The following is an 18560-nucleotide window of genomic DNA, read 5'->3' as shown; positions in this document are numbered from 1 at the left end:
CGGGCGGGCATTCGGTATTTTCGAAGCGTCGCGGATTGGGTCACGCTGTGCCGACCGACAACGGCCAGCAGGAGGCAGTGATCACGATGCCGACCGAAGCAGAAGCGAACCTCAAGCGAAGCATCTCCCTCTTCCAAGCCGTCGGAGTCTCGTTCCACCAGGTAGTGGGCGGCGGAGTCGTCGCGTTGATGGGCACCGCCATCGCGCTGACCGGGGCCGGCGCGCCGATCGCCTTCGCCATCGCGGCGCTCGCGGTGATCGTCTATTCGCTGCCGATCGCGTCGCTCGGCAGCGCGATGCCGGTCACCGGCGGCCGCTACGCCTACGCCGCGCGGCTGGTCTCGCCTGGCGCCGGATTCGCGTCGATGTGGCTGTCCGCCGTGTCGGTCATCCAGCTCAGCCTGATGGCGCTGGCCGGGGCGAACTACGTCAGCGCGCTCGTGCCGGGCGTTCCGGTCCGGCCGCTGGCGATCGCGCTGATCACGGTGTTCTTCCTGACCAACCTGGCGGGCGCGACGTTCTCCAGCCGGGTCGGCATCGTGCTCGCGGTCGTCATGCTCGCCGCCTTCCTCCTGTACGGGATCGCCGGAATCGGGCAGGTGCGCCTGAGCGAGTTCGCGAACCTCACCCCGCACGGCATCAGCGGCCTGCTCAACGCGGCGGCCATGCTCACCTTCGCCACCACCGGTGCGTTCCTGATCGCCGACATCGGCGGCGAGATGAAGCGGCCGGGACGCGACATCCCGCTGTCCGTCGTCGGCGGCACTCTCGTCGCGGCGGTGATCTACGTGGTCGTGGCGATCCCGTCGGTAGGCGTGCTCGGCGCGGCGGCGTCCGCGGGCACGCCGATGTCGGACGTCGCCCGCCACATCCTTTCCCCGGGCGGTTTCGCGTTCTTCATCCTCGGCGGCGCGATGGCGTCGGTGATCGGGCACATCAATTCGCTGCTGCTGGCCGCGACGAAACCCGTGCTGGCCGCGACCGGCGACGGCTGGCTGCCCGCCGGGCTCGGCGCGGTGAACCGCCGGTTCGGCACCCCGCACTGGCTGCTGGCGATCCTCTACCTGATCGGCGTGGTCCCGGTGCTCGCCGGCTTCAGCGTCGCGAACATCGCGGCCATGACCTCGATCGTCACCGGGCCGTTGCTCACCCTGCTGATCATCGCGTCGTGGCGGGTGCGCCGGCAGCGTCCGGAACTGCACGCGGCGGCCCCGTTCCGGATGCGCCGGACGTCGCACGCCGTGCTGTCCGCGCTCGGCGTCGCGATCCTCGGGGTGCAGACTTGGTTGCTGCTCAAGCAGATCACCCTGCCGGCGCTGCTCGCGCTGGCAGCCTGGAGCGTGCTGGGGCTCGTCGTGTGGCTGGCGCGCCGGTCGCGAACTGTTTCCTTCAACCTCGAAAGCGAGTACGCATGACCACGCAGCTCATCCTCCTGGGCACGGCGGGCGGTCCCGCTCCGAAACGCACCCGGAGCGCTCCCGCGCAGGCGATCGTCGTCAACGGAGCCACTTACGTGATCGACTGCGGCAACGGCGTGGCCCGGCAGCTGGTGCACGCGGGCATCCCGCTCGACTCGCTGCGCGCGGTCGGCATCACGCACCACCACTCCGACCACAACGCCGATTACGGCAACCTCTACCTGCTGGCCTGGGCCGCCAACCTGGAACGGCGGGTCCCGGCGTTCGGCCCGCCGCCGCTCGCGGAGATGACCCGGCATTTCCTGGCGCTGAACCGCTTCGACATCGACACGAGGGTCGGCGACGAGGGCCTGCGCCCGTTGGATGAACTGCTCGACCCGCACGAAGTCACCGGGGATGGCGTGGTCTTCGAGGACGAGAACGTCCGCATCACCGCGGCCCGGGTGGATCACCCGCCGATCGTGGACGCGTTCGCCTACCGCGTGGACACGGCGGACCGGTCAATCGTGATTTCCGGCGATACCGCACCGTGCGAGAACCTGGTGCGGCTCGCGGCTGGTGCGGATGTGCTGGTGCATGAGGTCATGTACGTGCCCGCGGTGGACGCCATGGTGAGCCGCTACAACGGCACGACGCTGCGGGATCACCTGCTGGCGAGCCACACGAGTGTCGAGCGGGTCGGTGCGTTGGCCAAGGAAGCGGGCGTCGGGACGCTCGTGTTGTCGCATTTCGTCCCGACCGACGCCGATATCCCCGACGAGGTGTGGCGCGACCACGCCGCTGCCGGGTTCGACGGCGAGGTCGTCGTCGGGAAAGACCTGCTGCGCCTCTGACCGGATCGGGCCGAAGTCGCGTCGTTCCCCGGGTTCAGCACGCTTCGTACCTACAGTGGCCAGGTGACTACGCCTGCCGAGGACCAGCGCGACCACGTGATGGCGCGCGCGTCCGCGCTCCGCCGCGAGCTTCGTGCGGGTCTGGCGCAGCTGCCGGACCAGGCGGAAGACGAACGCACGCAGACGCTCGACGCCTTGGTCGAGCGGGCGGAGGCGCTGCTGAGCACCGAGAAGGAGGTCGACGCGGCCGTCGAGCAGGTGCGGCTCGCCCGGCTGGAGGCGAAGCGCGGGAAGGTGCAGCGGACGACGCTGTACCTGGCGGTCGCGCCGGTCGCGGTCGGGATGGTGAGCGGGGCGATGATGCTGTTCGGCGCGCTCAACGCGGTGTGGCTGCTGCTCGCGTTGCCGCTCCTGGGCGCCGGATTGCGGATCGCGTTCGGGCCGCTCGGGCCGACGCCGCTGATGGTCAACCGGCGGCAGCGGGCCGCGTACAGCGGGGCGCTGGCCGCGATCTTCACCGCGGCCGCGCTCATCGGGACCGGGCCGACGGCCCAGCCGATCGTGGTCGTCCTGGCCGCGCTCACCACGGTGGCGACCGTGGCGTTTCTGGTGCAGGAGGCGCGGTGACCTACTCCGAGTACTACCGCGACACCGAGTACTACCCCGCCGAGGAGGGGCCAGAGGCCGATCCGGAACTGGTCGCCCTCACCGACACTGTCGGCGGGATGCAGGAGACTGTCGACGATCTGGAAAACCGCACCGTCCGCGAGCTTTCCGAACTGCGCGAGACGGTCGAGTCGTTCACCGAAACCCATTCCCGGCACGAAACCCGGCTGGATCACACGGCCCGGCAGCTCGAACGGCTCCGGCAGCGGTTGCTGGTGCTCGAACGCGCGGTCCGGGTGTCGGAGAAGGTGCCGGTGGTCGACCTGGACGACGTCGGCCCGCGGCTGCGGCAGCTCGCCGCGGAGGCGGAGCGGCGGCACAGTCTGGCCGCGCAGCTGCTCACGCCGAGCCAGCGCCGACCGTACGAAGAGGACGTCGCGCGGCTGCCGCAGGCACGGGAAGTGCTGGCGCAGAGCGAAGAAGCGCTGATCGCCGTGCTGGAGGTACTGGCGAAGGCCGAGCGCGGCACGCCGGAACGGGACGACGCGGAGTCGCGACTGTCCGAAGTGGTCGCTCGACGACGCGGTGTGCTGGATCGCCAGCTGCCCGCCGCGCAGCAGGATGCCGAAGCGGCGCAACAGGTTCTGGCCGCGGACGAGGTGACGCGGACCCGGGTGCTGCCGCAGATCGAGAAGTGCGAACGGGATTGGGAAGAACTGCATTCCCGGCTGCGCGAGCGTATCACCGACGCGATCGGGTCGAGCGCGTTGCTGCCGGTGTGGTTCACGCACGCGTTCGGGGTCGCGCCGCCGTCCGGTGCGGCGGGGGACAAGTGGATCCGCGCGGCGACGTCCGCGCTGGCCTACCGGGTGACGCACGGCGTGGTCGATCCCGCGCTGCCGCTGGGCGAGCCGCCGCCGTCGGACACCGACTGGACGGAACCGAAGTGGTCCTGGCGCGCCCGGCTGGAGAACGACATCGAGGAACTCGACCTCGGCGTGGATTAACGCGGTTCTTCCGGTGTGTCGTCGGAGGCGGGGACGAGTTCTCGCTGCATCCAGGTGACATCGCGCCAGGCCCCGTGTTTCCAGCCGATCCGTCGCCAGGTCCCGATGAGTTCGAAGCCCATCGCCTTGTGCAGTCCGACGCTGGGTTCGTTCGGCTGGGTCATGCCGGCCACCGCCATCCGGAAGCCGCGTTCGGCGAGCCGGGCGAAAAGGGCTTCGTACAAGGCTTTCCCGCCACCCGCGCGCCGACGATCCTGCGCCAGGTAGACGCTGACCTCGCACGACCAACGGTAGGCGGCGCGCTCCTTGTACGGGCTGCCGTACGCGTACCCGACCACCTCGCCGTCGATTTCCAGCACCAGCCACGCGTACGACTTCGTCGCCTTCGCGATCCGGGCGGCCATCTCCGTCGGCGTCGGCGGTTCGGTCTCGAAGCTGATCGTGGTGTCCCGGACGTACGGCGCGTAGATCGCCGCGCACGCCTCGGCGTCCCGTTCCTCGGCAGGTCGGATCAACATGTCCCCGATAGTAGACACGATCCGCTGCTATAGTCGACCACTGTGACCGATCCCCTCTCCGCCTCGCTCGCCGCGGCGGTGCGCGAGGCCCGGCAGGACCGTGCGCTGTCCGCGGGCGTGCTCGCCGAACGTTCCGGAGTTTCCCGTGCCATGATCGGGAAAATCGAACGCGGCGAAGCGCAGCCGACGGCGGTGCTGCTGAGCCGGCTCGCCACCGCGCTCGGGCTCACGCTGTCCGAGCTCATCGCCCGCGCGGAGGGCGACGACGACCGCCGCCTCGCGCGTCGTGAGGATCAGCCGACCTGGCGGGACCCGGTCACCGGCTACGTGCGCCGCGCGGTCTCGCCGCCCGGGCACGGGGCTACCGAGCTGGTGGAAATCGAGCTGCCGCCCGGCGCGAAAGCCGGATTTCCGGCCAGCTCCTACGCCTTCGCCGAGCACCAGGTCTGGGTGCTGTCCGGCCAGCTGCGATTCCACGAAGGCGACGTCGTGCACGAACTCGCCGCGGGCGACTGCTTCCAGCTCGGCCGACCGGTCGACTGCGCGTACGAGAACCCCGGCGCCGAGCCGTGCCGCTACCTGGTGGTGCTCACCAAAGTGTGACCCAGTTCATGCCTGATTTGTCTGATTACCGGGGTCTCCCGCCCGGACATGATGCGACCGCACAGCATCCGGGAGGAGAAGCAAGTGGGTTCGTGGCGCGAATTGGGAGCGCATTTCAGCACCGCGGTCGTGCTGGCCGGCGGCGTACTGGTCGGCGCGGTCAACATCTATGTGGCAGCAAGCCTTTTGCCGACCGCGGTCGCCGACATCGGCGGGGAGCGGCTTTACGCGTGGAACATGACGGCGTTCCTGGTCGCGCAGGTCGTCGCGACGATGTTCGTCAGCCGGGCGCTCGCGCGGCTCGGCAACGCGACGGCGTACTACCTCGGGTTCGGCGTTTTCGCGGCGGGCTCGGTGGTGTGCGCGGTGAGCCCGGCGATGCCGGTGCTGCTGGCCGGACGCGGAGTGCAGGGCTTGGGTGCCGGATTGCTGACCGGACTGGGGTTCGCGGTGATTCACTCGGCGCTGCCGCGGCATTTGTGGGCGCGGGGGAGTGCGTTGATCTCGGCGATGTTCGGCGTCGGCAACCTCGTCGGCCCGGCGCTCGGCGGGTTGTTCGCGCAATTCGGTTCGTGGCGGGCGGCGTTCGTCGTGCTGGCTGGCGCGGCGGTCGTGATCGCGGCCTTGGTGCCGCGGGCGCTCCCGCGCAGCGAACGAAGCGGCGAGTCGACCCCGGTGCCGACCTTCGCATTGGTGGCCGTCGTGGGCGCGGTCGGAGCGGTGAGCATCGCCGGAATCTTGACCAACGTTGTCGCGATGGCCGCGTTCATCGTGCTGGGATTCGGTTTCGTGGCGGCGTTTCTGCTTGTCGAGAAGCGCGCCGCGGTACGGGTGCTGCCCGCTGAGACCTATTCCGGCTCGCCGCTGCGATGGATCTACCTGACCATCATGTGCCTCGCCGCCGGAGTTTCGGTCGAGTCGTTCCTGCCGCTGTTAGGCCAGCATCTCGGCGGATTACCCCCTGCCGCAGCGGGTTTCTTCTCCGCCGCGCTGTCGTTCGGCTGGTCCGCCGGGCAGATCGTCAGCTCCTCGGCCCGTCGCGTCCGGCTGCTCTGCCTGGCCGGACCGACGCTGCTGGCGGCCGCGTTCGTCGTACTTGCCTTGCTGCAGCAGGAAAATGCGTCGGTGCTGGCGTGGCTGGTCGTCCTTCTCGCCGGTGGCACCGGGATCGGCATCGCGATGCCGCACCTGTCGGTCGCCGCGATGGCCAGCGGTCAGCAAGCGGCAGCGGCGATCGCGACCGTGCTCACGATGGCGACCGCGTTCGGTGCGTCGATCGCGGGTCTGCTGGTGAACCTGGGCGCGCCGTCGATGGTGACGTCCGCGCGCTACCTGCTGATCGGCTTCGCCGTCGTCGCTGCGGCTGGGATTTTCACGACAGCTGCGGCAGGCGTTGGTGCACGTCAAGCAGTTGCGCGAACGGATCTCCCGCCTTCGCCACGCGATCGAGCACCGTCCGGATCGTCCACCGATCCGGAGTGAGGTCGGGGTCGTCGAGTTCGTCCCACTCCAGCGGGACGGACACCGGCGCCCCCGGCTTCGGCCGCACGCTGTACGGCGCGACGAGGGTTTTGTTCAGCACGTTCTGCGTGTAGTCGAGCCGCGCCAGCCCGCCGCGACGGTCCTTCTGCCACGCCCAGCTCACCAGGTCCGGCACGATCTTGCCGATCGACTTCGACACGGTTTCCGCCCACGACCGGGTCTCGGCGTACGTATATCGCGGTTCGATCGGCACCCAAATCTGGATCCCGCGCTGCCCGGTCGTCTTCGGTCGCCCGACGAGCCCGAAGTGATCGAGCGCGGTGCGGTGCAGCCGGGCGAGCGCGAGCACGTCGTCGAACGAGGTTTCCGAACCGGGGTCGATGTCGAACAGCAGCCAGGTCGGATGCTCGACGTCCGACGTGCGCGACGTCCAGGCGTGCAGTTCCAGCGCGGCGAAATTGGCCAGCCAGGCCAGATCCGCGACGCCGGAGGGGACGAGGTACTGCTGCACGTCGCCGGGGTCGGCTGCCTCGTAATGCCAGCGGTGCAGCCATTCCGGCGCGTGGTCGGGGACTTCCTTGTGCCAGAACCCCGGTTTGCCGACGCCGCCGGGGAACCGGTTGGTGTTGAGCGCGCGGCCGGCGAGGTAGGGGAGCATCGTCGGCGCGATCCGGGTGTAGTACTCGATCAGTTCCCGTTTGGTGATCGGCGCGTCGCCGTCGCGGCCCGGGATCAACGTCTTGTCGAGATTGGTGACCTTCAACTGCCGCCCGGCGACCGTCCACGAGCCCTGCTTGCCCAGCTCGCTCAACGCTTCGAGTTCATCCTCGGATGCTGGCTCGAACACCGCGTGCAACGGCACTTCCGCCTCGGTCGCGGGCAGATCGCTCCGCCACAACGCAGGCGGAGCGGCCGCGATCTCGTCATTGGTGAGCCCGCTTTTCACCGACTTCGGATGGTCCTCGGCGTCCCAGCCCGCGGTGGCGTGGTCGTCCTGCTTGTGCAGCAGGAACCACTGTTTCCCGTCGTCGTCCTTCTTCGGACGGATCAGCACGAAGCGCCCGGCCAGCTTCTCGCCGTACAGGTCGAAGTGCAGGTTCCCGTCCGCGAGCGCCTGCTCGGGATCGTCGGTGTCGACCGGCTCCCAGCGTCCGCGATCCCACACGATCACGTCGCCGCCGCCGTACTCGCCGCGCGGGATGACACCCTCGAAATCGGCGTACTCCAGCGGATGGTCCTCGACGTGCACGGCCATCCGCCGCGCCTTCGGATCGAGCGTCGGCCCCTTCGGCACCGCCCAGCTGACCAGCACGCCACCGAGCTCGAGCCGGAAATCGTAATGCTTCCGCCGCGCCCGATGCCGCTGCACGACGAACCGGTAACCGGGTTCCCTCGGAGCGTTCGCACCAGCCGGCTCGTCGGTCTTCGCGAAGTTGCGCATGGCGCGGTACTTCGCCAGCCGCTCGGCGGCTCCGTCCATTCGCTGCCCCTCCCGTCAGCAGGTCGGCGGAGGCTCCTCGGTGCAGGAGCTGCTGTCGACCGTTCCGGAAGCCGCTTGCAACAGCAAGCTGTAGAGCTGCTCGCGCTGGTCCGGATCGAGCGCCGCGAAGACCTCGTCCTCGACCGCCGCGAGCGCCGCCTCGGCCCGGGCCAGCTCCTTCGCGCCCCGATCGGTCAGGACGACGACGTGCCGCCTGCGGTCCTCCGGCGAACGACGCCGCTCGATCAGCTGGTCGGCCTCGAGGTCGTTGAGCAGGCCGACGACGTTGGTGCTGTCCATCTCGAGGATCTGCGCGAGGGACTGCTGGGTGCTGGAACCGCGGGTCTGCAGGACGGTCAGGGCGATCAAATGCCGAGGCCGCAGCCCGAACGGAGCGAGCACGCTCTCCGCGCGCAGCCGGATCCGGCGCGCGAAGTGCTCGAGCAACGCACCAGACCTGCGCGGAGCCTGGGCGACGAGCGGCAGCGGAGCCATGTGTCCAGTCTACGAGACAGTCCGGGTAGCTGCCGTGCTATAAATGGTTTGTCTTACACAAACTATCTACGGACGGTCATCGACATGGCACACCTGCTGCACCTCGACTCCAGCATCAACGGCGACCGCTCGGTGAGCCGCAAACTCAGCGCACGCGCGGCTCAGGCCTGGCAAGCCGCCCACCCAGACGGAACGGTGACCTACCGAGATCTGGGCGCGAACCCAGTCCCGCACCTGGACCCGTTGGCCTGGGAAGCCCGCATCACCCCCGCGTCGGAGCACACCGCAGCCCACCGCGAAGCCGCCCGGATCGGCGAAGAACTGGCAGCGGAAGTACTGGCCGCAGACACCGTGCTGCTGGGCCTCCCGCTCTACAACTACGGCGCCCCCAGCTCGGTGAAAGCCTGGGTAGACCGCATGATCGCCGCTGCCGGCGAGGACCCGTCAGTCCTGGGCGGCCGAGAACTCCTGGTCCTGGCAAGCCGCGGCGGAGGTTACGGCGAAGGCACCCCAAGGCACGGCTGGGACCACGCAGAAGGCTGGCTACCGCACGGCCTTTCCCTGACCGGCCTGGAACCGCGCTTCATCACAGCAGAATTCACCATGGCAGACGTCAACCCCGCTTTGGCGGAATTCCGCCCGCACGCAGAAGAAAGCCTCTCCGCAGCAGAACGAGAAATCGACGCCCTCTGGACCCCCGCCACCGCCACCCGCTGACAAGCCACGCCCTCCACGCAGCACGCCAGTCGTGAGGGGAACCCTCACAGCCCCAGGGTGGATTCGAGGGGTTGTTGCAACGCGGGTGGTTCAACTGGTTTCGGCGAGGAGTGTAGCGAGGCGTTCGGCTGGGGTGTCCCAGTTGAGTGTTTTGCGGGGTCGGCGGTTGAGTTGTGCGGCGACGGCGGCGAGGTGTTCGGGGGTGTGGACTGAGAGGTCGGTGCTTTTGGGGAAGTACTGGCGCAGCAGGCCGTTGGTGTTTTCGTTGCTGCCGCGTTGCCAGGGGCTGTGGGGGTCGCAGAAGTAGACGGGGATGCCGGTGGCGACGGTGAATTCGTGGTGGCGGCCCATTTCGCTGCCCTGGTCCCAGGTCAGGGATCGTCGCAGGTGTGCGGGCAGGGTCGCGGCGGTGTCGGCGAGGGCGTCGCGGACGGCGTCGGCGCCGCGGCCGTCGGGCAGCGCGACGAGCAGGGTGTAGCGGGTGGAGCGGTCGACGAGGGTGGCGATGGCGGAAGCGTTGTCCTTGCCGATGATCAGGTCGCCTTCCCAGTGGCCGGGGACGGCGCGGTCGGCGGCTTCGGCGGGCCGGTCGCTGATCATGACCATGGGTTCGGCGAAGCGGGGCCGGCGTTGTTCGCTGCTGGCGCGGGGTTTGCGCATGGTGCGGCCGGTGCGCAGGGCGCGGGCCAGCTCGCGGCGCAGTTCGCCGCGGCCTTGGACGTAGAGGGCCTGGTAGATCGTTTCGTGGGTCACGTGCAGCTCCGGCCGGTCGGGGTGGTCGCGGCGCAGCCGGGCGGCGATCTGCTCCGGGCTGAATTTGTCGGTCAGCATCGCCTGCACCCGGTCCCGCAGTTCGGGGCAGGCCGCGATCTTGCCTGTTTTCGGTCGCGGGCGCCGTGCCCGGGCGAGGTCGTGGGCGGCGTGGGGCCGGTATTCGCCGCAGGGGCGGGCGTTGCGGGCGATCTCCCGGCTGATCGTGGACGGGCTGCGGCCCAGCTCGGCCGCGATCGCCCGCCGCGAGCGGCCCGCCGCCAGCCCGTCCGCGATCGCGATCCGCTCGCCCGCGCTCAGGAACCGGCCCGAGTCCGGCCCGGGCCGCGCGGCCGGGCGCGCGGTCGCGCCCGCCCGGCTCGGTCGCCCGTGCCGCCAATAGTGCCCGGTCCTGCGGTCGACCCCGACCCTGCGGCACGCCTCGACCGTGCCCACGCCCTCCGCCACAAGATCAAAATAGCGGCGGCGTTCCGCCGCCAGCCTCACCCGGCCCCGCGGAGCCCGACCACGCCCGACCACGACCACTGCAACCCCTGCACAACTCAGGCGTTGCAACCACCACTAGAACCCAAGCAGATTCCCCCAGGGTCCCCCTCACGACCGACCCAAGCCCCACCCGCAAACCGCCGCCGATGCACCCAACGATCGGTGCACCCAGCCCTCCCCCGCACCCCGATACGAAGCTCTCCTGCGGTCTGGGGTGGCTTGTCAAGGCATCTTTCCCGCCTTGACAAGCACCCTCAGACCGTCAGCACAATCAAGCTTCGGGGTGCCCCACGCACGCCAGGGCGCAATGTCGCCGCCAGGCGACGAGCCGAACGTCAAACAACATCCCCCCGCCGAACCCGATAAACCTGCAACCTCAACTCGTAATACTTAGTAGTCTCCCCAACCCAAGACATCCCGATCCGCTCCGCGGTAGCAATAGCCCGGGAATTACTAGGCCGCGCCACCGCGAACAACTCATCAGTCCCGTCCTGGGAAAACGCCCACTCCACCAACGCCCGCGCGGCCTCGGTCGCGTACCCGTGCCCCCACTCCTCGGGCCGCAACTGCCAGCTCAGCTCCAAATCCTCCCGATAGGGCGGCAGCAACCGGATCCCCAGCCCTCCGATCACCCGGCCGTCAGACCGCAGCTCCACCGCCCACCGCCCCCGAGGCGGAGTCAGATTCGGCTGCGCCTCCTGCCAGGCCTGCAACACCGACCGCATCGCAGCGGCGTCCGCGACCCGGTCCATCGCGGGAGTGAGCCAATGCGTCACGTCGGAGGAGCCGTAGATCTGATACGCGGCTTCGGCGTCGTCAGCCGTCCAGTCCCGGATCACGAGACGGTCGGTGGTAATCGGCAGGGTCATGCAAGAACGGTACGCCCGTTCCACCCGATCGGGGCAAGTGATCCAGGACGCACCGCAGAAGTCTTGCCAGCCAAGGACTCCGCCCGCGGGAACGCGCGGGTTAGACTGCGCGGGTGGAGATCTGGGTGAACCCGCGTTGTTCCAAGTGCCGCTCGGCGGTGTCGCTGCTCGACGAGGCCGGCGCGGAGTACACCGTGCGCCGCTACCTGGAGGATCCGCCGACCGAGGCGGAGCTCGTCGCGGTGCTCGACCGGCTCGGCCTCGACCCGTGGGACATCGCCCGCACCGGCGAGAAAATCGCCGGTGAACTCGAGCTGAAATCCTGGTCCCGGACCCCGGAAGACCGTCCACGGTGGATCGCCGCGCTCGCCGAGCACCCGGAGCTGATCCAGCGTCCGATCATCACCGCCGACGACGGCACCACGGTCGTCGCGCGCGACGAGGACACCGTCCGATCGGTGCTCAGCTGACCGCGACCGCGATCAGCGCGGCCGCCAGCAGCACCACGTACGCGACGGCGTGCACCTTGTCCGGCAACCGGTCGGCGACCCGCCGGACGAGCGCGATCGTCGGCAGTGAACCGGCCAGCAGCGCCGCGCCCGCGATCGGGTCGAGATACCCGGACGGCCCGCCGCCCGCTGTCGCGTAGACCGCCGTCGCCACCACCGCGACGGGCACGCTGAGCGGGTTCGCCATCGCCGCCGCGTCCGCCATCGGCAGTCCTTTGCGGCGCAGCAACGGTACCGTCATGACGCTGCCGCCCACCCCGAGAAAGCTCGCTACCGCACCGATTCCGACGCCGCCCGCAGTGGTCGTAAACGTGCTCAACGGCTTGGGTTCGCCTTGCGGCTTCAGGAATCCGCCGCGCACCAGGCTGTCCACAATGGTCACTGCCAGGTAGACGATGAACAGGACGCGCAACAGTCCGTCCCCCGCGTAGGTCGCGGCCACCGAACCGATGACGGCACCGATCGCGACGAACGCGGCGAGCGGCCAGATGTAGTCGCGACGGAGGCGTCCGGTCCTGGCTTGCACGACGGTCGCGCTGACCGCGTTCACCACCATCACCGCGGTGGAGGTCGCGACCGCGACATGCATCGCGTCGCCGCGGCTCGTGACCGCCGCGACCACCGGCACGGTGACGAATCCGCCGCCGAAGCCGAACAGCACGGTCGTGACGCCGCTGAGGCAGCCGAAGAGCAGAAGAATCAGGATCGAGGTCAACACTGGCTTCAAGGTAGGTCGTGTCGGGTGCGGCGCGCATCCGAAGATTCGCCAGCTTCTTTCGAGGATCGGACACCTACTCTGGAGGCATGCGCAACGTTCCGTTGTCCGAGGTCGACGCCCTGCCGCGGGCCGTGCTCGCGATCAGCACGGACTACCCGCCGGACCACTTCCTGCCGCCGCATCGCCATCGCCGCGCGCAGTTCCTCTACGGGGCGACCGGCGCGATGCGGGTCGGAACGGCAGACGGAACCTGGACCGTCCCGACGCGGCGCGCGGTGCTGATCCCGCCGGAAACCGACCACAGCGTCGTGATGATGAACGTGACCACGCGCAGTCTGTATCTGGAACCGTCCGCCGTGCCGTGGTTCCCGCGCCGCTGCCAGACCGTCGACGTCTCGCCCCTGCTGCGGGAATTGCTCCGGGAAGCCGTGGACGTCGCCCCGGAATACCCTCGCCGCGGTCGCGATGCCACGCTGATTTCCCTTCTGCTGCACGAAATTTCCCGCTGCGTACCGCTGCCGCTCGAACTCCCGTGGCCGCGGCACGAGGGTCTGCGTGCCCTGTGTCAGTCCTTTTCGGACGCTCCCGATGTGCATGATCCGCCGTCTCGCTGGGCGGCGGAGCTGCACGTCAGCGAACGGACGCTGCACCGCCTGTTTCGCGCCGAAACGGGCCTGAGCTTCGCCCGCTGGCGGGAGCGGGCGTGTGTGCTGCACGCACTCCCGCTGCTGGCCGCGGACCTTCCGGTGGCCGACGTCGCGGTCACCCTCGGATACGAAAGCCCCGCCGCCTTCACGACGATGTTCAGCCGCCTGCTCGGCGCCCCGCCGACGGCTTACCGCGAGCCGTGACTCAGATCTCATTGAGTGCAACTTGATTGCGCACAACTTAGTTGTACTGTGGGTCCCGTTCGGAACTTTCTCTGAGGAGGACCTCATGACTGCCACTGTCGTTCTGGTGCACGGCGCGTTCGCGGATTCGTCCAGCTGGAACGGGGAGATCGAGCGGTTGCAAGCAGCCGGGCACCGGGTGATCGCGGCGGCGAACCCGCTGCGCGGAGTCGCCGAAGACGCCGCCGCCGTGCGGTCTTTGCTGGACAGCATCGAGGGCTCGATCGTCCTGGTCGGCCACTCCTACGGCGGCTCGGTGATCTCGGCCGCCGCGGCGGGCCACCCCGGGGTGCGGGCGCTGGTCTACATCGCCGGCTTCCTCCCGGACGAAGGCGAAAGCGCGGGCGAACTGGCCGGCAAGTTCCCCGGCGGCACGCTGGGCGAGACGTTGGAGCAGGTCTCCCTGGCGAACGGCGTCGACCTTTACGTCCGGCAAGACCTGTTCCACCAGCAGTTCGCGGCGGACGTCCCGGCCGCACAGGCCAGCCTGATGGCCGCGGGCCAGCGCCCGATCGCCGCGGCGGCCCTGGACGAGGCCTCGCCCGCACCGGCGTGGAAGGACTTGCCGGTGTACAGCCTGATTCCGACCGCGGACAAGAACATCCCCGCCGAGGCGCAGCGCTTCATGGCGGAACGCGCGGAGGCGGAGGTAGTCGAGGTGGAGGGCGCTTCGCACGCGGTGCTGGTTGCGCAGCCGGAAGCGGTGGCGGACCTGATCCTGCGCGCTGCCCGGTGACTTTGCCGAGGTGAGACCGGTCCCGCGCTGCGCCTGGGTGTGCAGCGTGGGACCGGCTCGGCGGTCCCGGATCTCCGGGCTCGGTTTCGGTGATTGGCCTGGTCGGCAGGCTTGTTGTGCGGGGTTCGGGCAGTCGATCGGTCCCGTTGTGCGGACTCGTCATAGCCGAGCCGGAATTTCGCCGTTCGCCGCGTCGGTGCGGCAGTTACCATCGGCGGCCATGAGCACCTCAGGGGGTCCACAGGAGCAGCCGGGAACGCCGCAGGAACCGGGCGCGGTCCCGCCGGGATGGCAGGCGCCTCCGCCGGGCGTCGGTTATCCGCAGCAACCCGGAACGCAGCCGGGTTATCCGCAGCAGGCCGGGCAGTCTCCGCAGTACGGACAGCAGTACCCGGGCCAGGCCGGACAGCCTGGGCAGTACCCGGGACAGCCTGGGCAGACGCAGTACCCGGGGCAACCGGGTCAGTTCCAGCCGGGCCAGCCGTACCCCGGTCAAGCGGCTTACCCTGGCCAGCCGGGTTATCCAGCACAACAGCCGGGCTACCCGCCCCAGCAACCGGGAGCCGGTTACGCCGCACCCGGCCAGGGCTTCCTGCCCCAGAACCGGCCGCTCACCACCCCGGGGCTCGGCGCGATCCCGGTGGCTCTCGGCGCGATCCTCGAGGTCGTCGCCCTGTTCGTCCCCTGGGTCACGTTCACCCTGGGCTCCCAAACCGCCTCGGTCACCTTCATCGACGCGTTCAGCAAGATGACGTCCGGCATGGACAGCTTCGCCGCGATGTACGTGCGGTTCCTCGCCTTCCTCCTGATCGCCGCGACGTTGCTGTCCACTCTCCCGTGGACGCTCGGCGCGCTGCGCACGAAGAGGTCGGCGTACTGGCTCAGCGGGATTCGTCGCCGGGAGCTCACTCCGCCGAACTTCTGGTGGTACCGCACCGTCTTCGCGGGCCGGGCGACCGTCATGCTGGCCTTCCACATCGCGGGGATCGTCGCGATGTTCTCCGAGGACCTGTCGAAAATCGGCCTCGGCGCGTATCTGCTCATCCTCGGCGGGGTGCTCGTGATCGCCGGCGCGGCGATCGGGCCGAAGCTCACGGCTGCCCGCTGACGTCGCGGATGACCGGGTTCTGACAAATGTCACCGCGCACCGGTGCGCGGTGACACTACGGCTCGCTTGCCCGTCCGCCCACCATGGGACGGGCAAGCGGCGCCGGCTCCTCCGGACCGCTCAACGGTCCGGAAAGGACAGTCATGAACTCCCGTCCCGCAACGGTTTCCGAACAACCCCGGATCAGGGCGGTCCGCGTCCTCACCGGGGCCTACCTGGCGCTGAGCGTGCTCACCCTCGGCGCGATCTTCCTCTTCCGCGACGACCCGTCGATGGTCACCGACGTCGTCTGGGTCCGGGCCACGATCGTGGCGGCCAGCGCGCTGCTCACGTTCCTGTTCGCGAGAAGCGCGGCTCGCGGGTCGAAACGCGGGCTGCTGCGGCTCCGGATCGTGTCGGCGGTGATGACGGTCGCGATCGTCGTCATCGTGTCGATTCCGGGCTTCCTGCCGCTGTGGGTCCGGCTTGAGCAGGGCGTCTGCGGGGCGCTGTTGCTGGCGGTGGTCGTCCTGGTCAACGGACGGCACGTGCGTTCGCTTTTCTCCGAGTAGCGTGCCGGACGTGGACCGCGGCCCCGATTCCGACGCGCAACGCTGGGTACTGGGCTGGCGCCGGCTCGTGCTGGACGCCGGCCTCCTGGTGTATCCGCTGATCGTTCTCGCCCAAACCGGCGGCGAGCCCGCGGCGGTGGTGGCGCTGCTGGCGTTCTGCGCCTGCTACATCGGTGCGGCCATCGCCGCATACCAGTTCCGAAGCCGGCTTTTCTGGATCCTGACCGGGGCGTTGACGGTGCTGTTCGCCGTCGTGCTGCCGATCGCTCGGGCGAACGCGTTTTACCTGCTCGCGGTGGTGGTTTCGCTCGCGGTTCCGCGGTTGCCGCGCTGGGGTGCGGTCATCGTGCCGATCGCCGCGGCGGCGACTGTGGTGGTGCCGTGGGCGGTTTGGCAGGCCGACCCGGGGTGGGCGCAGGCGGCGGCGTTGGTGTTCACCGTGCTGGTGGTGGTCGCGTTCGCGGAGGCGCTGCGGGCGAACCGGGCGTTAGTGCAGGCGCGGGCGGAGGTGCAGCGACTGGCCGCGGATGCCGAGCGCTCGCGGATTTCGCGGGATTTGCATGATCTCCTGGGGCATTCGCTCACCGCGATCACGGTGAAGAGCAATCTTGCCCGGCGGCTCGCGGTGAAGGGGGATGAGCGGGCGGTCGAGGAGATCGGCGAGGTTGAGCAGTTGTCCCGGCAGGCGTTGGCGGATGTCCGGGCGGCGGTTTCGGGCTATCGAGAGGTGACGCTGGCCGGTGAGCTCGCTCGGGGGCGCGAATTGTTGCGGGCGGCGGGGATTAGTGCGGATTTTCCTTCTGCGGTGGACGGGCCTCATCAGGAATTGTTCGGTTGGGTGGTTCGGGAGGGGTTGACTAATGTGGTTCGGCATTCCCGGGCTACCGCTTGTGAGGTGATTGTTTCGGGTTCTTCCGTGGAAATTCGTGACGACGGTGTTGGTTCTGCTGCGGATGCCGGGAATGGGCTATCCGGGTTGCGGGATCGGGTGGTCGCTGCTGGCGGACGGATGGAGGCGGGGCCGGTGCGGCCTCGGGGGTGGCGGTTGCGGGTGACTGTGGCGTGACTATTCGGTTGTTGCTTGCGGATGATCAGGCTTTGGTGCGGCAGGCGTTGGGGACCTTGCTTGATCTTGAGGACGATTTTGTGGTGGTTGCGCAGGTCGGACGGGGGGATGAGGTGGTGGGGGCGGCGCTTGAGCATCGGCCGGATGTTGCGTTGCTGGATATCGAGATGCCTGGGCTGGACGGGTTGGCCGCGGCTGCGGTTTTGGCGGAGCAGGTGCCTTCGTGCCGGGTGGTGGTTTTGACTACGTTCGGGCGGGCCGGGTATTTGCGGCGGGCTATGGAGGCTGGGGCGGTCGGGTTTGTGGTCAAGGACGCGCCCGCGGAGGCGTTGGGGGACGCAATTCGGCGGGTGATGGTGGGGGAGCGGGTGGTGGATCCGGCGTTGGCGGTGGCTACTTTGGCTGCCGGGGAATCGCCGTTGACTGCTCGGGAGAGGGATGTGCTGATCGCGGCCCGGGGTGGGGGGTCGGTGGCGGAGATTGCGGGGAGTTTGTATTTGTCTGAGGGGACTGTGCGGAACTATTTGTCTGGGGCTATTGCCAAGACGGGAGCCCGGAATCGGATGGGGGCGGTTCGGGTTGCTGAGGAGCGGGGGTGGTTGTGAGTGCTCGTCGCCTGGCGGCGACATCGGTCCTTGGTTGCGTGGGGCACCCCGAAGGTTGATTGTGCTGACGGTCTGGGGGTGCTTGTCAAGGCGGGAAAGATGCCTTGACAAGCACCCCCAGACCGCAGGGAGGCTTCGTATCGGGGTGCGGGGGAGGGGCTGGGTGCCTCGATGGGTGGGTGCATCGGCTGCGGTTTAGGGCGCGTGGGTTGGGTGACTGGTCGCGGTGGGTGAGCGGGCTGCGGCGGGTCCGCGTGCGTTGGGTGTCTGGTCTCGTTGGGTGAGTGGGCTGCGGCTGGTGCATTTTGAGTGCTTGGTCGCGGCGGGTGCGAGGGCTGCAATTGCTGTGTGTGGTTTGGGTGGCTGGTCGCGGGTGGGGCTGCGGTCGCGGGATAGCGCCCCAATGTGGCATTGGGTGCATGTGACGCACCGAATGTGGCATTGGGTGCATCCAGCGCACCCAATGTGGCGTTGGGTGCGTGGGGGTGCACCGAACGCGGCGTTGCAGCGGTGGGGAGGTCGTGAGGGGAACCCTCACGGACTTCGTGCGCCGCGACGAAGGCCGTGAAGGGCTCCTTGAGGGAATCTGCGTCTGTGAAGGGGCCTTCACGCGCACCAGAAAACAGTCGTGAGGGGAACCTGAAGGAATCAGGGCCCCCACGTAACGCAGCAGCGCGCGGGCGCGCAAGAAGGTCCGAAGTGGACGGACTAGTCGTTCTTCTCCGCGTTCAGCCTCGCGGCTTCGCGGCGGACTTCGGCTTGGGTTTCGCGTTCGCGTTGCAGCCAGGTGGGGTTTTCGGCTTTCAGGGCCTCGATCTGGTCCGTCGTCAGGGCTTCGGTGACGCCGCCCCTGGCCAGGCCACCGATGGATACTCCCAGTTTCGCGGCTACCACCGGGCGCGGGTGCGGGCCGTTGCGGCGCAGGTCGCGGAGCCATTCCGGCGGGTCGGTTTGAAGGGCGTTCAGTTCGTCGCGCGAGACGGCGCCCGCGCGGAACTCTGCGGGGGTCGCTTCGAGGTAGACGCCCAGCTTCTTCGCTGCCGTCGCCGGCTTCATGGTCTGGGGGGTCTTCTGCGCCGTCATGCCCACCAG

Annotated in this window: 21 protein-coding genes; 14 read left to right on the top strand and 7 right to left on the bottom strand. The window is 69.0% G+C overall.

What is annotated here, in order from left to right; genetic code table 11:
- Window positions 1-47: 47 nt before the first annotated feature.
- The 4 genes from DMP23_RS27065 to DMP23_RS27050 all read left to right on the top strand — a co-directional run bounded on the left by DMP23_RS27065 (window position 48) and on the right by DMP23_RS27050 (window position 3864).
- Entirely contained in the window at window positions 48-1415 is a 1368-nt protein-coding gene (locus tag DMP23_RS27065) for an APC family permease (protein ID WP_337822927.1), read from the top strand.
- Window positions 1412-2251 carry an MBL fold metallo-hydrolase gene (locus tag DMP23_RS27060; protein WP_337822926.1) on the top strand — a complete coding sequence of 280 codons (840 nt, stop codon included), beginning with the start codon at window positions 1412-1414 and terminating at the stop codon, window positions 2249-2251. Before DMP23_RS27065 ends, DMP23_RS27060 begins: the two co-directional genes overlap by 4 nt.
- Before the next feature lie 63 nt (window positions 2252-2314).
- Window positions 2315-2878, top strand: a complete 564-nt coding sequence (locus DMP23_RS27055; protein ID WP_134732769.1) for a hypothetical protein — start codon at window positions 2315-2317, stop codon at window positions 2876-2878.
- Window positions 2875-3864 carry a hypothetical protein gene (locus tag DMP23_RS27050; protein WP_238608092.1) on the top strand — a complete coding sequence of 330 codons (990 nt, stop codon included), beginning with the start codon at window positions 2875-2877 and terminating at the stop codon, window positions 3862-3864. Before DMP23_RS27055 ends, DMP23_RS27050 begins: the two co-directional genes overlap by 4 nt.
- Here DMP23_RS27050 and DMP23_RS27045 read toward each other — a convergent pair.
- On the bottom strand, window positions 3861-4382 hold the full coding sequence (locus DMP23_RS27045; protein WP_037818394.1) for an arsinothricin resistance N-acetyltransferase ArsN1 family B: 522 nt from the start codon (window positions 4380-4382) through the stop codon (window positions 3861-3863). The two genes, DMP23_RS27050 and DMP23_RS27045, sit on opposite strands and share 4 nt — an antisense overlap.
- A gap of 42 nt (window positions 4383-4424) precedes the next feature.
- Here DMP23_RS27045 and DMP23_RS27040 point away from each other — a divergent pair, with 42 nt between their 5' ends.
- Both DMP23_RS27040 and DMP23_RS27035 read left to right on the top strand, forming a co-directional pair.
- Window positions 4425-4985 carry a helix-turn-helix domain-containing protein gene (locus tag DMP23_RS27040; RefSeq protein ID WP_337822925.1) on the top strand — a complete coding sequence of 187 codons (561 nt, stop codon included), beginning with the start codon at window positions 4425-4427 and terminating at the stop codon, window positions 4983-4985.
- An 84-nt stretch (window positions 4986-5069) separates the two neighbouring features.
- Window positions 5070-6467 (top strand): MFS transporter, encoded by a 1398-nt coding sequence (locus tag DMP23_RS27035; RefSeq protein ID WP_443111290.1) that lies wholly within the window; start codon window positions 5070-5072, stop codon window positions 6465-6467.
- Here the strand turns inward: DMP23_RS27035 and ligD are convergent.
- Both ligD and DMP23_RS27025 read right to left on the bottom strand, forming a co-directional pair.
- Window positions 6358-7947, bottom strand: coding sequence for a non-homologous end-joining DNA ligase LigD (ligD, locus tag DMP23_RS27030; RefSeq protein ID WP_337822924.1), 1590 nt, complete (start codon window positions 7945-7947; stop codon window positions 6358-6360). The two genes, DMP23_RS27035 and ligD, sit on opposite strands and share 110 nt — an antisense overlap.
- A 15-nt stretch (window positions 7948-7962) precedes the next feature.
- A complete protein-coding gene (locus DMP23_RS27025) occupies window positions 7963-8442 on the bottom strand; it encodes a MarR family winged helix-turn-helix transcriptional regulator (protein WP_337822923.1) in 480 nt (159 codons plus the stop codon).
- 84 nt (window positions 8443-8526) lie between these two features.
- On the opposite strand from DMP23_RS27025, the gene DMP23_RS27020 reads away from it, so the two are divergent.
- Entirely contained in the window at window positions 8527-9159 is a 633-nt protein-coding gene (locus DMP23_RS27020) for an FMN-dependent NADH-azoreductase (protein WP_043839467.1), read from the top strand.
- 90 nt (window positions 9160-9249) lie between these two features.
- Here DMP23_RS27020 and DMP23_RS27015 read toward each other — a convergent pair whose 3' ends face one another.
- Entirely contained in the window at window positions 9250-10410 is a 1161-nt protein-coding gene (locus DMP23_RS27015; RefSeq protein WP_443111358.1) for an IS30 family transposase, read from the bottom strand.
- Between the two features lie 341 nt (window positions 10411-10751).
- Complete coding sequence (locus DMP23_RS27010) at window positions 10752-11285, bottom strand: GNAT family N-acetyltransferase (RefSeq protein WP_043839465.1); 534 nt, start codon at window positions 11283-11285, stop codon at window positions 10752-10754.
- 113 nt (window positions 11286-11398) lie between these two features.
- Between DMP23_RS27010 and DMP23_RS27005 the strand changes: the two genes are divergently transcribed.
- Window positions 11399-11755 carry an ArsC/Spx/MgsR family protein gene (locus DMP23_RS27005; RefSeq protein ID WP_337822922.1) on the top strand — a complete coding sequence of 119 codons (357 nt, stop codon included), beginning with the start codon at window positions 11399-11401 and terminating at the stop codon, window positions 11753-11755.
- Here the strand turns inward: DMP23_RS27005 and DMP23_RS27000 are convergent.
- The gene (locus DMP23_RS27000; RefSeq protein ID WP_337822921.1) at window positions 11748-12512 is read right to left on the bottom strand and encodes a sulfite exporter TauE/SafE family protein; all 765 of its coding nucleotides are present in this window, start codon (window positions 12510-12512) and stop codon (window positions 11748-11750) included. The genes DMP23_RS27005 and DMP23_RS27000 overlap by 8 nt on opposite strands.
- Before the next feature lie 86 nt (window positions 12513-12598).
- Here DMP23_RS27000 and DMP23_RS26995 point away from each other — a divergent pair, with 86 nt between their 5' ends.
- From DMP23_RS26995 to DMP23_RS26970, 6 genes are all read left to right on the top strand, one after another.
- Window positions 12599-13363, top strand: coding sequence for an AraC family transcriptional regulator (locus DMP23_RS26995; protein ID WP_275295346.1), 765 nt, complete (start codon window positions 12599-12601; stop codon window positions 13361-13363).
- Between the two features lie 85 nt (window positions 13364-13448).
- Window positions 13449-14138 carry an alpha/beta fold hydrolase gene (locus DMP23_RS26990; RefSeq protein WP_337822920.1) on the top strand — a complete coding sequence of 230 codons (690 nt, stop codon included), beginning with the start codon at window positions 13449-13451 and terminating at the stop codon, window positions 14136-14138.
- A 220-nt stretch (window positions 14139-14358) separates the two neighbouring features.
- The gene (locus DMP23_RS26985) at window positions 14359-15246 is read left to right on the top strand and encodes a hypothetical protein (protein WP_337822919.1); all 888 of its coding nucleotides are present in this window, start codon (window positions 14359-14361) and stop codon (window positions 15244-15246) included.
- A 143-nt stretch (window positions 15247-15389) separates the two neighbouring features.
- The gene (locus DMP23_RS26980) at window positions 15390-15797 is read left to right on the top strand and encodes a hypothetical protein (RefSeq protein ID WP_051173191.1); all 408 of its coding nucleotides are present in this window, start codon (window positions 15390-15392) and stop codon (window positions 15795-15797) included.
- Between the two features lie 10 nt (window positions 15798-15807).
- A complete protein-coding gene (locus tag DMP23_RS26975) occupies window positions 15808-16863 on the top strand; it encodes a sensor histidine kinase (protein WP_337822918.1) in 1056 nt (351 codons plus the stop codon).
- Window positions 16860-17468 carry a response regulator transcription factor gene (locus DMP23_RS26970; RefSeq protein WP_238608083.1) on the top strand — a complete coding sequence of 203 codons (609 nt, stop codon included), beginning with the start codon at window positions 16860-16862 and terminating at the stop codon, window positions 17466-17468. Before DMP23_RS26975 ends, DMP23_RS26970 begins: the two co-directional genes overlap by 4 nt.
- A gap of 708 nt (window positions 17469-18176) precedes the next feature.
- On the opposite strand, the gene DMP23_RS26965 is transcribed toward DMP23_RS26970, so the two are convergent.
- Complete coding sequence (locus tag DMP23_RS26965) at window positions 18177-18551, bottom strand: DUF5997 family protein (RefSeq protein WP_037820573.1); 375 nt, start codon at window positions 18549-18551, stop codon at window positions 18177-18179.
- Between the last annotated feature and the right edge of the window lie 9 nt (window positions 18552-18560).

This window comes from Amycolatopsis sp. A1MSW2902 (assembly GCF_017312175.1).
GTDB classification, from domain to species: domain Bacteria; phylum Actinomycetota; class Actinomycetes; order Mycobacteriales; family Pseudonocardiaceae; genus Amycolatopsis; species Amycolatopsis nivea.
The sequence above is the reverse complement of the archived record's forward strand: the minus strand, read 5'-3'. Positions and strand labels throughout refer to the sequence as shown.